General features: G+C 64.8%; 9 protein-coding genes. 6 read left to right on the top strand and 3 right to left on the bottom strand.

Features of this window, described 5'->3' with window-relative positions; translation table 11 throughout:
- Positions 1-13: 13 nt before the first annotated feature.
- From ACDC66_RS11850 to ACDC66_RS11840, 3 genes are all read right to left on the bottom strand, one after another.
- Positions 14-1411 (bottom strand): MATE family efflux transporter, encoded by a 1398-nt coding sequence (locus ACDC66_RS11850; RefSeq protein WP_376696939.1) that lies wholly within the window; start codon positions 1409-1411, stop codon positions 14-16.
- 7 nt (positions 1412-1418) lie between these two features.
- Positions 1419-3878, bottom strand: coding sequence for an ABC transporter permease (locus tag ACDC66_RS11845; protein ID WP_376696938.1), 2460 nt, complete (start codon positions 3876-3878; stop codon positions 1419-1421).
- A gap of 72 nt (positions 3879-3950) precedes the next feature.
- Positions 3951-4706 (bottom strand): ABC transporter ATP-binding protein, encoded by a 756-nt coding sequence (locus ACDC66_RS11840; protein ID WP_376696937.1) that lies wholly within the window; start codon positions 4704-4706, stop codon positions 3951-3953.
- Here ACDC66_RS11840 and ACDC66_RS11835 point away from each other — a divergent pair.
- The 6 genes from ACDC66_RS11835 (at position 4705) to truA (ending at position 13368) form a co-directional block, all read left to right on the top strand.
- Positions 4705-5316, top strand: a complete 612-nt coding sequence (locus tag ACDC66_RS11835; protein WP_376696936.1) for an arylesterase — start codon at positions 4705-4707, stop codon at positions 5314-5316. The two genes, ACDC66_RS11840 and ACDC66_RS11835, sit on opposite strands and share 2 nt — an antisense overlap.
- Before the next feature lie 72 nt (positions 5317-5388).
- The gene (locus ACDC66_RS11830) at positions 5389-6984 is read left to right on the top strand and encodes an electron transfer flavoprotein-ubiquinone oxidoreductase (protein ID WP_376696935.1); all 1596 of its coding nucleotides are present in this window, start codon (positions 5389-5391) and stop codon (positions 6982-6984) included.
- 175 nt (positions 6985-7159) lie between these two features.
- Positions 7160-8254, top strand: coding sequence for a chorismate synthase (gene aroC / locus ACDC66_RS11825; RefSeq protein WP_376696934.1), 1095 nt, complete (start codon positions 7160-7162; stop codon positions 8252-8254).
- Between the two features lie 212 nt (positions 8255-8466).
- Positions 8467-9489, top strand: a complete 1023-nt coding sequence (locus tag ACDC66_RS11820) for an aspartate-semialdehyde dehydrogenase (RefSeq protein WP_376696933.1) — start codon at positions 8467-8469, stop codon at positions 9487-9489.
- A gap of 195 nt (positions 9490-9684) precedes the next feature.
- Positions 9685-12555 carry a FimV/HubP family polar landmark protein gene (locus ACDC66_RS11815; protein WP_376696932.1) on the top strand — a complete coding sequence of 957 codons (2871 nt, stop codon included), beginning with the start codon at positions 9685-9687 and terminating at the stop codon, positions 12553-12555.
- 21 nt (positions 12556-12576) lie between these two features.
- Positions 12577-13368: a tRNA pseudouridine(38-40) synthase TruA gene (gene truA / locus ACDC66_RS11810; protein WP_376696931.1), complete on the top strand. Its 792-nt coding sequence runs from the start codon at positions 12577-12579 to the stop codon at positions 13366-13368.
- The last annotated feature ends 1 nt before the right edge of the window (position 13369 follow it).

Here is a 13369-nt window from a genome sequence, read left to right as displayed (position 1 = left end):
AGGCAGAAGTCCCTCAAGAGACTCCCGGGTGCGGTTTCGCGGTCATTTTCCGGAATGTCACGATAACGATCCCCAGCAGCCACATGGCACAGATGAAATCGATCGAGGTCGCGCCGTAGTAGACGCCCGAGACACCGATCAGCGTCGGTAGCGTCAGCATCACCGGCACGTAGAACAGCAGTTGCCGCGAGACCGAGACCAGGGTGGCCTTGCCGGGCTGCTCGATGGCCGGCAGGAGCGCCAGAGCGGTGAACACGATGGGCAATACCGGCAGCACCAGCATCAGCACGCGGAAGCGGTGCAGGTCGATCGCTCCCAGGACGGCATCGGGCAACATCAGCGCAAGCGTGGCTTCCGGAAAGAGGTTCATGAAGATCCATATCGGCACGATCATGACCGCGCCGGCGGCGACGAAAGTCCAGTAACTGTCGCGTATCCGCCCCCACTGGCCGGCGCCGTAATTGATGCCGGCCACCGGCTGGAAGGCGCGCATCAGGCCGAACAGCGGCGTGAGCATGAACAAAAGCACGCGCCAGGCCGCACCGAAGAAGGCGATGTCGGCCTCCGTGCCGATACGACTGAGCATGTTGAATACCACCACGGCCTGGACCAGGCCGGTGGAGCTTTGCACCATGGCGGGCGTACCGAGTCTGACAATTCGTCCGGCCAGGGCCCGAGGCAGGCCCAGGAAGCGGGCATCCACCGGATAGCTGGCGCGGCCCCGCGCGAAGCGCTGCCAGACCAGCAGGCCGCCGACCGCACCACCGATATTCGTCGCCCAGGCCGCACCGGCGACGCCCCAGTCGAAGACCGTGATGAAGATCGGTGTGAGGAGGACGTTGACCAGCAGCCCCGTGGCCATGTAGGCCGCCGCCAGCTTCATCTTGCCCTCGCCCCGGATCAGCATGTTGAGCGTCATGCCGCCGATGGCGCCGAAGCCGCCCAGGGCCGACGCTCGCAGGTAAGCTGCCGCGAGTGGAACCAGGTCGTCGCGTGCGCCCATCGCATAGACCAGCTTCTCGGCCAGGCTGCCGCCGATAAGCGCATAGCCCAAGGATAGAAGCAATGCGATGGTGACGGCCGTCCCGGGCAGTTGTCTGACCGTCTCGCGGTCGGCCCGCCCGATGGCGATCGACAGCGCCACACCGCCGCCGATGCCGGCCAGGGAGCCCAGTCCCAGGGTCAGCTGGGTCAGCGGATAGGCGAGCACCGCGCCGGCGAGCGCCTGCTCGCCGATGAGGTGCCCGATGTAGACGGCGTCCATCACGGCGTTGAGGCCGAAGGCCATCATTACGGCAATCGCCGGCCAGGCCATGTGCCACAGCACCCTGAGCCGTGAGCCGTAAAGGATCAAGTGGGCATGCGGGTCGGCGTGCTCCTTCGGCAGGGCGGTTTCGGGCGTGGAGGCCAAGGGGCGTCTATCCGCCCGCGCGCAGGATGCGGATGGGCGAGGTTTTGAGCACCGAACGGTTGCCCAGCCAGCCGCTGCCGACGACCAGCACGAACGATACGACAAAGCCGCTCGCCAGCAGCAGAGCCGAGGGCCGGTAGGCGAATTCGAACAGCTCGCGCGCCAGCAGCCAGCCGGTCAGCGCCGCGCCGCCGGTTGCCAGCACGGCGGCGATCAGCGCCATGGCGCCGTATTCGATCAGCAGCCCGCGCCGCACCAGGGCGTCGTCGGCGCCCAGTGCGCGGATCAGGGCCGCTTCCTGCCGGCGCTCGTCGCGGGTGGCTTCCAGCGCCGCCAGCAGCACCACCAGCCCCGCGATCAGGGTAAAGAAGAAAACCACCTGGGCCGCACTCGAGACCCGGTCGATGATCTCTCCGATGCGATCGAGCAGGGCGCCGATATCGATGATCGATACATTGGGCCAACCCTGCTGGATATCGCGCAGGGGGCCGGCGTCATCGGGCAGGCGGAAGCTGGCGATGAACTGGTGCGGGAGCGACTCGCCCGCCGACGGGGTGAGCAGGATGAAGAAGTTGACGTTGAACGACTCCCACTCGACCTCGCGCATGCTCGTTACCGTCGCTTTCAGGCGCTGGCCGCCGGCTTCGAACAGCATGGTGTCGCCCATGCCGATGCCGGTTCGCTCGGCCCAGCGCTGGGCCAGGGAAATCTCGCCGTCGGCGTCCGGTGCGAAGAAACTGCCTTCGATGACGCGATTGGCCGGCGGTAGTGTATCGATCCAGGAGACATTGGTCTGCCCGGCCCAACGGTGATCCGGTGGCGCCTCGCCGTTGACCTCGATGAGGTTGACGGTGGCCATCGGGCGGACCTGCAGGTTGAGCGCGCCGGCCTCGGCCAGTGCTTCGCGCACGGCCTCGCGCTGGTCGGGCTGGATGTTGACCACGAAGTGATCGGCGGTGTCTTCCGGCAGGCTGCCGCGCCACTGATCGAGCAGTTCGGCGCGCACGATCATGAGCAGTAGCAGCGCCATCAGCCCCAGACCCAGCGCGGTGATCTGGATGATGCCCTGGCCGCGGCGGCGGTGCAGCCCGGCCAGGCCGAAACGCCAGTCAGCCCGCGTGCGCTTCGACAATTGCCGGCTCAGCGCCATCGCGCCCCAGGCCGCCAGGGCCAGGACGGCGGCCAGCAGGGCCGACCCGCCGAGCACGATCATCGCCAGGCGCAGGTTGCCGAGCTGCAGCACCGGAATCGCCAGCGCACCGATAATCGGCGCCAGCCACAAGCCGCCGGCCAGTCCGGGCCGGGTATCGAGCGAGCGGTTGAGAATGCGCATGGGCGCGACCGTTCGGAGTGCCACCAGCGGCGGCAGGGCGAAACCGGCCGCCAGAAGCAGGGTGAAACTGCCGCTGCCGACAAGCGGCATCAGTCGCGCCGGCGGGAGTTCGCCGGCGGGGCCGTCGGCCAGGATCGAGGCGATGACGGCCTGCGCGCCGAAGGCCAGGACCCCGCCGGTGGCGATTGCCGCCAGCGCCAGCCACAGCAGCATCAGGCTCAGTGCGCCGAGAATCTGGCGACCTTCGGCGCCGAAGGCCTTAAGGAGCGCGACCAGGTCGCGCTGAGAGCGCGAATACCTGAGTGCGGCCAGCAGCACGGCGGCGGCGGCCAGGATCACGGCGGTCAGCGCGGCCACGCCCAGGAAGCGTTGGGCCTGCTCGAGCGCCTGGCCGGTGTCGGCCTCGGCCTCGGCGACGGTTTCGATGTCCTGGCGGTCTTCGAGTCTTGGTTCGACCCAGCGGCGGAATTCGGCCACGCCCGATTCGCTGCCGGCGACCAGAAGGCGCCAGCGCACGCGCGAGCCCGGGCCGAGCAGTTCGCTGTCGAGCAGGTCGTCCATGTGGATGATCAACCGCGGGGCGAGCATGAAGCGGCTGCCGCCACGGTCCGGTTCCCAGGTCAGCACACGTTCGACCGTCACCGGCCGGCGGCCGATATCGACTTCCACGTTGGTATCGGTTTCAAACAGGCGCAGGCCCCGGGCGGCCATCCAGCCCGCGCCCGGACGGGGCGCGGCCGCCAGGGTTTCTTCCTCGTCGCTATCGAGTCGGTCGGCCAGCTTGAGCTGCCCGCGCAGGGGGTAGCCGTCGGTGACGGCCTTGAGATCGACCAGGTGGCTTTCCTCGCCGATGAACAGCACCGTGCTCAAAAGCGCGATCTCGGCCGTATCCAGGCCGAGCTCGCCGGCCTTTTCCCGGTATTCGTCCGGCAGCCGCTCGCGCCCGGTTACCACCAGGTCCGCGGCCAGCACCTCCCCGGCCTGCCGCTCCAGCGCCCGCCCGACCCGGTCGGTAAACAGACTCACCGCCGCCAGTGCAGCCGTGGCCACGACCAGGCCTGCAAACAGCATGACCAGGGCGCTGGAGCGGGCCTGGCGGGTGAGGAGCTTTAGCGAGAGGGTGGTGGCGTTCATTGGCTTACGGTTGCCCGGTCAAGCGATTAACCACGGAAAACACGGAATACACGGAAAATGGAAAAACGACATTCATTCTCCGTGCGCTTCCGTGTATTCCGTGGTTCCATTAATAGGGTCGCCCGCCTGGCGAGACACGACTTCGTTGCCTTGCATTAGCCGGCCATCCTCGATCTCTTCAACCCGCCCACACCGCCGAGCGAGCTTCATGTCGTGTGTGACGAGCACCAGCGCCGTGCCGTGGTGTCTGTTGAGTTCGAACAGCAGGTCGGCCACGGCTTCGCCCGTGCGCTGGTCGAGGTTGCCGGTCGGTTCGTCGGCAAACAGGATCTCGGGCTCGCCGGCGAAGGCCCTGGCAATCGCCACACGCTGCTGCTCGCCGCCGGAGAGCTGGCGCGGGTAGTGCTCAAGGCGGTGGCTCAGGCCCACCTGGTCGAGCGCCTGAAGGGCGCGCTTGCGCGGGTGCTCGAAGCCGGCGATCTCCAGCGCTAGCATCACGTTTTCCAGCGCGGTCAGGCTGGGCAGCAGGTGAAAGCTCTGGAAGACGAAGCCGACGTGGCGTTTGCGCAACCGCGCGCGGGCGTTTTCGTCAAGCGACTTGAGTTCGGCGCCGGTCAGCCGGATATCGCCACTGGTTGGGCGGTCGAGGCCGGCCAGCAGACCGAGCAGGGTGGTCTTGCCCGAGCCGGAGGCCCCGACGATCGCCAGCGTTTCGCCGGCGTTCAGGTCCAGGCTGATATCTTTGAGAATCTCGAGTCGCCCGCCGGGGGCGTCGACCGAAAATCCCACCTGTCGGGCCGACAGGATGCTTTGTGTGGATTGATCCATGTTCAAACTGTTCTCGAAAGGACTGTTCATTGCGTTGCTGAGCGCATCATTGTGCCTGCCGGTGAGTGCGGCGACGGTGATGGTCGTCGGCGACAGTCTTTCCGACGCCTATTCCATCCCCCGTGAATCGGGCTGGGTGCATCTGCTGTCCGAACGCCTCGACGGCGAGCACGAAGTAGTCAACGCCAGCATCTCGGGCGAAACCACCGCCGGGGCGGTCACCCGGATCGACGGGCTACTGGAAACACACCGGCCGGATGTCGTGCTGATCATTCTTGGCGGCAATGACGGCCTGCGTGGGCTATCGCCGACGCAGACCGAAGACAATCTGGCGGCCGTGATCGAAAAAGGCAAGTCGGCCGATGCCACCGTGGCCCTGATGCAGATCCGCCTGCCGCCGAACCTTGGTCCGGTCTACATCGAGCGCTTCGAGGCGATCTATCCGCGCCTGGCCGAGCGCCATGACGTCGAGCTGCTTCCGTTCTTCATCGACGATATTTTCGACAAGCCGGGGATGCTCCAGGATGACGGAATCCATCCCACCGTCGAGGCCCAGCCGCTGATGCTGGAGGCCGTCTGGCCGAAGCTGCAGTCGCTGCTCGCCGATTAGGCCCGGCAGAGTTTCTCAGAGGCTCCCTTGCCTGTATCCTTTCAGATCTGGCCCGAATTCCCAGCGAATCCCATGTCCGAACGCGAAATCATGGAATACGACGTCGTGATCGTCGGTGCCGGCCCGGCCGGGCTGGCTTGCGCGATCCGGCTCAAGCAACTCTCCGACGATCTCAACGTCTGCGTGATCGAGAAGGCCGCCGAGATTGGCGGACACATTCTTTCCGGTGCGGTCATCGAGCCCGAGCCGCTGGATGCACTCATCGACGGCTGGCGCGATGATCCGCCACCGATCTGCGTGCCCGCGGGCAAGGACCGGTTCCTGCACCTGAGCAAGACCGGCAGCCGCAAACTCCCCACGCCGCCGCAGCAGAAGAATCACGGCAACTTCATCGTCTCGCTGGGCGCGATGTGCGGCTGGCTGGCGCCCAAGGCGGAAGCGCTGGGCGTGGACCTGTTCCCCGGCTTCGCCGCCGCCGACCTGAGCTACAACGACAAGGACGAAGTGCAGGGCGTGATCATCGGCGACATGGGCGTCGACGCCGAAGGCAACGAGAAGGACACCTACGTCCAGGGCATCGAGATCCACGCCCCGGTCACCGTGCTGGGCGAGGGCTGCCGCGGCCACCTGTCCAAGCGCGCGATCAAGAAGTACAAGCTGGATGCCGACAGTGACCCCCAGACCTACGGCATCGGCATGAAGGAACTCTGGCGCCTGCCGGAAGGACGCGTCGAGCCGGGCTACATCCAGCACACTGTGGGCTGGCCACTGCCCAGCGAGATCTACGGCGGCAGTTTCATCTACCACCTCGACAAGGACCGCATCGCCGTCGGCTTCGTTTGCGGCCTGGACTATCAGGATCCGGCGTTCTCGCCCTTCGAGGCCTTCCAGCAGTTCAAGCACCACCCGATGATGCACGAGCTGCTCGAGGGCGGTGAAATCCTGTCGGCCGGCGCCCGCGCCCTGGTCGAGGGCGGCTACCAGTCCCTGCCGAAGGTCGAGATGCCGGGCGCGATGCTCATCGGCGATTCGGCCGGCCTGCTCAATGTGCCCAAGATCAAGGGCACGCACCAGGCGATGAAGTCGGGCATGCTCGCCGCCGAGCATCTCTCGGAGAAGCTCAGCAGTGAAGGCTTCGACGCTTGCCTGCGCGAGTCCGACATCTTCGCCGAACTCAAGAAGGTGCGAAACATTCGTCCGGGCTTCAACAAGGGCCTGTGGCGCGGCATGTCAATTGCCGCCGTGGAGACGGCCACCGCCGGCAAGCTGCCGCGCACATTGTCGAACCACGCCGACCACGAGCAGTACCGCAAGCTCGACGAAGCGGGTTTGAAGTTCGACTACGTCGAGCGCGACCTGCCGCCGCGTGACCGTCTTGCCTCGGTCTACTTCGCCCAGACCGCGCATGACGAAGACCAGCCGGTGCACCTGAAGATCATCGACCCGGATGTGTGTTTCACCCGATGCGAGGAAGAGTACGGCAACCCCTGCACGAAGTTCTGCCCGGCCAACGTCTACGAGGTGGTCGAGGACGAAGGCGGCAAGCGCCTGCAGATCAACGCCGCCAACTGCGTCCACTGCAAGACCTGCGACATTGCCGATCCCTACCAGGTCATCGACTGGGTCACGCCGGAGGGTGGCTCCGGTCCCAATTACACGAATCTTTGATTATGAAAAGAAGGGTTCAGGTTTCAGGGTTCAGGGTTCAGGGGCGCGTGGCGGGTCCGAAGGTGCGTTGCCGACAAGCGTTAAGCTGTGCTCGCCGAGCGTCGGACTTGATCTGGAGTGATTCAGCGGGTCGGGGCGCGAACCCCGAACCCCGAACCCCGAACCCCGAACCCTGATGTCTTCAAACTCCTTCGGCCATGTTCTAACGATCACGACCTTCGGTGAAAGCCACGGGCCGGCGATCGGGTGTGTGATCGACGGGTTTCCGCCCGGCATGGAGATCACGGCCGAGGAGATCCGCGACGAGTTGATGCGGCGGGCAACCGGGCAGAGCCGTTGGACCTCACAGCGCAAGGAGGCCGAGGACGTCCAGATTCTCTCGGGCACCTTCGAGGGCAGGACGACGGGTTCGCCGATCGCGCTGTTGATCTACAACACCGACGCGCGCTCGAAGGATTACTCGAAGATCGCCGAGCAGTTCCGCCCCGGCCACGCCGATTACACCTACCACCACAAGTACGGAATCAGGGACTACCGTGGCGGGGGACGGTCCTCGGCGCGGGAGACGGCCGTGCGAGTGGCTGCCGGGGCGCTGGCGAAGAAATGGCTGAGCGAAAAGCTGGGTGTCGAGATCGTCGGCTGGCTGGGCCAGATCGGCGACGAGGTCTGCGACGAGCATTTCGACGCCGCCGTGATCGGTACGAATCCGTTTTTCTGTCCGGACGCCTCCAGGATCGAGGCGCTCGAGGACTATATGAAGAAGCTCTGGAAGTCGGGCGACTCGGTGGGTGCGCTGGTCAAGGCGCGTGCGACCGGCGTGCCGGTGGGCCTGGGCGCGCCGGTTTATGCCAAGCTCGACGGCGACCTGGCCGCGGCGATGATGAGCATCAATGCCACCAAGGGCGTGGAGATCGGCGCCGGGTTCGGTTCGGTTGCGCAGAAGGGCACCGAGCACCGCGACGAGATCACGCCGGAGGGCTTCGAGTCCAACCACGCCGGCGGTGTGCTGGGCGGTATTTCGACGGGGCAGCCGGTCGAGTGCGCTGTCGCCTTCAAACCGACTTCATCCCTTCGCTTGCCGGGAAAAACCGTGAATATCCACGGCGATCCGGTTGAAATCGTGACCACCGGCCGCCATGACCCTTGTGTCGGGATTCGCGCCGTGCCCATCGTCGAGGCCATGCTGGCCCTGGTGATCATGGACCATTACCTGCTCAACCGTGCCCAGTGTGGTGACGTAGGCGAGCAGACGCCGCGTATTCCCGGGTGACGCAACTTCAAAATCAAATTCAAAATCTAATTGCCCACAGATGAACACAGATGAACACGGATAAAGAAACCACCGACTCCCCTTGTCTGTGGCACCAAGGCATTGCAGCTCAGGCGCCTCTCCTCGGGTAAGAAACTGCTGGCAAGACCAATCTGTGTTTATCTGTGTTCATCTGTGGACATTTTTTCATTCAAACAGACCAAAAAGACATCATGAGCGAAGCGAAGCAAGGTTATCGAGTAGCCGTCGTCGGTGCGACCGGGGCGGTGGGGCATGTCATGCTGCAGTTGCTGGCTGAGCGCGAATTTCCGATCAGCGAGCTGGCGGTGCTGGCGTCGAGCCGGTCGGCCGGCAGCCAGGTCGATTTCAATGGCAAGTCGGTTACGGTCCAGGACCTGTCCGAGTTCGATTTCAGCGGCTGGGACTATGCACTGTTCTCCGCCGGCGGCAGCGTCTCGGCCGAGCATGCCCCCCGGGCGGCCAAGGCCGGCTGCACGGTGATCGACAACACCTCGCATTTCCGCCTCGACCCGGACGTGCCGCTGGTGGTGCCCGAGGTGAACGCCAGCGTCCTGGATGATTTCGGTACCGACGGCGGCATCATCGCCAACCCCAACTGCTCGACCATCCAGATGCTGCTGGCCGTCGCGCCGATCCATCGCGCCGCCGGCGTTGCCCGCATCAACGTGGCGACCTACCAGTCGGTCTCCGGTGCCGGTGCCAAAGCGATGGAAGAGCTGGCCCAGCAGAGCAAGGACCGCTTCAACTTCCGCGACCCGGAGGTCAAGGCCCTGAACGCGCCGATCGCCTTCAACGTGATCCCGATGATCGACGTGTTGCAGGAAAACGGCTATACCAAGGAAGAGATGAAGATGCACAACGAGACGCGTCGCATCCTCGATTCCGACGAAATCGCCGTCAACGCCACGGCGGTGCGTGTGCCGGTGTTCTTCGGTCACGGCGAGGCCGTGCATCTCGAAACCGTCAAGCCGCTCGAAGTCGAGGAGGCACGCGAGCTCCTGGGCAAGGCGCCGGGTGTGAAGGTGGTCGGCGATGACGAGATCGTCACACCCCAGACGCATGCCAGTGGTCACGACGAGACCTTCGTCAGCCGTATCCGCCGCGACCTCAGTCATCCGCAGGGACTGGATTTCTGGGTCGTCGCCGACAATGTACGAAAGGGTGCGGCGTTGAATGCCATCCAGATCGCCGAGTACCTGATTAGTCGCCGATGAGCGACTGCGCGGCTGTGTGACGGCGTCTGGCGGACACCGTCAGTCAGCCGCGCGCTACGTTCCTCGACGATTGATTCCAATCAGCGATCCCTTGAAAGCGCCGCGATGCCGCGGCGCTTTCGCATTATGTGAACACATTGGTATACTCGCTTGAATTGAAATAAATTTGTCAAGCATTAGAGGGACTCGGCGCTCATGGCCAACAACGCTGTTCGATTGATCGCACCCGTTCTCCTGGGTGTACTCATGCTGCTGTTTCCTGCCGACGGTCTTCGGGCGCTCGGGCTCGGGGAGGCCCGCGTCGATTCCTGGCTGGGCCAGCCGCTGGATATCTCCATTCGCCTGCTCGACGTGCGGTCCGATGCGGTCGAGTCCGTCAGCGTGGCGCCGGCTTCGCTCGAAGACCACGAACGTCTCGGTGTGCCGAGTGACTCGCTGGGACTGGGCCTCGAGGTGACGGTTGATCGCAGTACCGATCCGGCGACCGTTCGCGTGCGCTCGCAGCGGCCCGTCGACGATCCCGTCGTTCAGATTCTCATCGATGCACGCTGGTCCAGCGGCCGCGTGTTGCGTGAATACACCCTTTTCCTGGACCCGCCGGTCAGGGACTCCGCGGCACCGGTACGCGATGTCAGTCAGCCGGCTTCCCGGCCCGCTTCCGAGCCGGAGCCCGCCGAACGCCAGGAGCGTGAGACGGCCGAGCGCGCTGAAGAGCCGGCGAGCCAGCCGTCCTCCCGGCCCTCGCAGCCGGAAGAAGAATCAGCAACCACGCCTTCGCGCGCCGGCGACACGGTAAGAGTTTCCCGCGGCGATACCTTGTGGCGTATTGCCCAGGACTGGCGCCCTGACAACACGCTGAGCATGGACCAAGTCATGCTGGCCATCTTCAATCGCAATCGCGGCGCCTTCCTCGGCGAGAACATCAATCGGCTTCGTAGCGACGCGCTGCTGGACATGCCGGATGTCGATGAAGTCGGAGCCGTGGACCGTGCCGAGGCCGAACGTCGCGTTCGCGAGCACATGCGGTCCTGGCAGCCGCAAATGGCCGGGGATGCTCCCGTCCTGTCGGACGCGGCTACGCCGGAAACGCCTGAACCATCTGCCGGGGCCGACCAGGACGAAGCCGCAGAGGAAAGCGCTGCGCAGGAAGAGACTGCTCCGGAAGAAGGGGCAGCCGAGACGGCCGAAAGCGGCGAAGACTACCGCCTCGACGTCGTCCCGCCCGAGGAGGACCAGTATTCGGAAACGTCCGCTGTTTCCGAAAGCGAGGTTCAACGTGTCAGCCAGCAGCTGGCCGAGGTCGAAGAGGAGATCGCCGCCAGCGATGTCGAAAGCGAGCGCTTTGACGAACACGTCGCCGAAGTTCGTGATGCGCTCGAGCAGCGAGACATGGCCGGAGTGGCCGTAGCAGAAGAATCGCTGGCGGAGCTCGAGGATCGACTGCGCGAAGCCCGCGAGGCGCGAGCAGAGCAGGACCGGCTTGCCCAGACGGCCGACGGGGAAGAGGCCGCCGGCGGTGAAGAGGGCGACGAGGTCACCGACTACATGCGGGAGCTCGAAGAAGAGTTCGGAACACAGGACGAAGAAGCATCCGACGCTGAAAGCGGCGAAATGGCTGCGGCTGATGAAGACGATGCTGGAGCATCCGGTGAAGCCGAAGACGCCGACACCGCGACCGATGGCGACGACGAGGCGATGGCGGCGGCCGATGAGTCGAGTACGGATTCACAGGCAACCGATGAAGCCGGGCAAGCCGAACAAGCCGAACAAGCCGAGTCCTCCATGCCCGTCACGCGCAGTTCCGGCGGCATGTCCGGCTGGTTGTGGCCCGCCGTGGGGCTGCTGGCTCTGGTCATCGTTGCCGTGCTTGCCGTGTTGTGGCTGCGCCGTCGACGCCAGGCCTCGCAGTCGGTCGGAGGGGCTCCGGCCGACGACGACGCTGTCGACTCGGCCCGGGCGTCCGTGGCTCGCAGGCCGAATGACCTTGCCGCGCACCTGGCGTTGCTGGAGTTGCTTGGCGATCGCGGTCGGGAGCAGGAGTTCACCGATGCTTTCGATCAGATGTACCAAGAGGTTGACGATGAGTCGGCGCCGGAGTGGCAGGAGGCGCTGTCGCTGGCGTCTGCGTATGTTCCCGACCACCCGCTACTGACGCCGCACGAGGCGCAGGATGAGGACGATGATTTCGATCGGCGTGCGGATGAAATGATCGGCATGCTCGACATCGGCGAGGCCGATTCGCAAAGCGATATGGACACCGATACCGACACCGGAGAGCGCGAGCCCGGTGATGCCGCCGACGAGGAATTCGATCTCGGCATGGAGGAAGAAACGCGTGAACCGGCGACTTCCGAAACCGACGACGGCACGGACGGAAGCGAAGACAGTTTCGACGAAGACATGGATCTCGCCGTGCTGTCCGAGCGCCTCGACGATCCGGCCAGCGAAACCGGGCCAGTTACTTCTGTTCCGGCCGATACCGAGGTAACCGACTTTGGTGAATTCGAGGAAGACGACGAGTCCGCTGAGGCGACTGAAGCGCCCACAGACGAGCATTCCGAGGCGCCGGTGGAAGTCGAGGATGAAGGTGCGGGCGGACTCGACCTGGACTTCACGCCAGCGCGTGAGCAGGAAGCTGATGAAGTGCTTGGAGAGGCCGGCACGCGGGAAGATGAGGATCTCGATCTCGAACTGAGCTCGGATGTCGAGGATTTGGATTCTACGGTTTCCGACGACGGACTCGATTTCAATCTGGACGAGACTGCTGAGACTGATAGCGAGAACGCCGAGACCGCCGAGACCGCCGAGACCGAAGCATTTGAGTGGGACGGCGCGTCCGAATCTGCCGAGCCGTCGGATGGTGAAGTTGCTGAAGATGTCGAAGCATCCGAATCGTCGGGCGGCTCGCTCGGCGACGAAGATGCCGACGTCAAGCTCGATCTCGCACGCGCCTACATCTCGGTCGACCTGGCGGACTCGGCACGGCCGGTCCTCGAGGAAGTGATCAGCGACGGCAGCGAAGAGAAGCAGGCCGAGGCGCAGAAGCTGCTCGACCAGCTTGAATAGTGGCGTAGTCCGGAAATTCCAATGCGACTGGCCGCCGGCATCGAGTACGACGGCAGCGGTTTCTACGGCTGGCAGCGACAGCGTCAGTCGCCGACCGTGCAAGCCTGCCTCGAATCATCCCTGAGCCGGGTGGCCGACCACCCGGTCACCGTGCATTGCGCCGGGCGCACGGATACGAGTGTCCACGCGTACTGCCAGGTCGTTCATTTCGATACCCGGGCCGAACGGCGCGAGCGTTCCTGGGTGCTCGGCGCCAATACCCAGCTCCATCCCGGTATTTCGGTGTTGTGGACGCGCCCCGTGGACGATCGATTTCACGCCCGCTTTTCGGCCACGCGCCGCCGCTACCGCTATCGCATCCTCAATCGCTGGGTTCGGCCGGCCATCGAGCGCGGTCGGGTCGCCTGGATTCGGCAGCCATTGGATGCCGATCGAATGCACGAAGCGGCCCAGGCCCTGCTGGGCGAGCACGATTTTTCCAGCTTCCGGGCGGTGGGATGCCAGGCGAAATCGCCGGTGAGGCGCATCCATCACCTGTCGGTGACACGCCATGGCAGCGAGGTGGTCGTTGACATCGAGGCCAATGCCTTCGTCTACCATATGGTTCGAAACGTGGCCGGAACGCTGATTCCGGTCGGCAAGGGTGACAAAACCCTGTCGTGGCCGGGCGACGTTCTGGCGGCAGCGGACCGGACTGTCGCCGGCCCGACAGCGCCTTCCGAAGGGCTTTATTTCATGGCGCCCACGTATCCCGACTATCCGGGTTTGCCAGTTGATCGGGTAATCGATTTCCCTGAACGAGACGACCAGTAAC

The organism is Wenzhouxiangella psychrophila (genome assembly GCF_042310375.1).
GTDB lineage: Bacteria > Pseudomonadota > Gammaproteobacteria > Xanthomonadales > Wenzhouxiangellaceae > Wenzhouxiangella.
This window is presented reverse-complemented; position numbering and strand designations above follow the sequence as displayed.

What these genes read in the sequence shown, in the direction of transcription:
- ACDC66_RS11845 (WP_376696938.1), bottom strand. Translation starts at nt 3,878, where the DNA reads ATGAACGCCACCACCCTCTCGCTAAAGCTCCTCACCCGCCAGGCCCGC.
- ACDC66_RS11835 (WP_376696936.1), top strand. Translation starts at nt 4,705, where the DNA reads ATGTTCAAACTGTTCTCGAAAGGACTGTTCATTGCGTTGCTGAGCGCA.
- ACDC66_RS11840 (WP_376696937.1), bottom strand. Translation starts at nt 4,706, where the DNA reads ATGGATCAATCCACACAAAGCATCCTGTCGGCCCGACAGGTGGGATTT.
- ACDC66_RS11830 (WP_376696935.1), top strand. Translation starts at nt 5,389, where the DNA reads ATGTCCGAACGCGAAATCATGGAATACGACGTCGTGATCGTCGGTGCC.
- aroC (WP_376696934.1), top strand. Translation starts at nt 7,160, where the DNA reads ATGTCTTCAAACTCCTTCGGCCATGTTCTAACGATCACGACCTTCGGT.
- ACDC66_RS11820 (WP_376696933.1), top strand. Translation starts at nt 8,467, where the DNA reads ATGAGCGAAGCGAAGCAAGGTTATCGAGTAGCCGTCGTCGGTGCGACC.
- ACDC66_RS11815 (WP_376696932.1), top strand. Translation starts at nt 9,685, where the DNA reads ATGGCCAACAACGCTGTTCGATTGATCGCACCCGTTCTCCTGGGTGTA.
- truA (WP_376696931.1), top strand. Translation starts at nt 12,577, where the DNA reads ATGCGACTGGCCGCCGGCATCGAGTACGACGGCAGCGGTTTCTACGGC.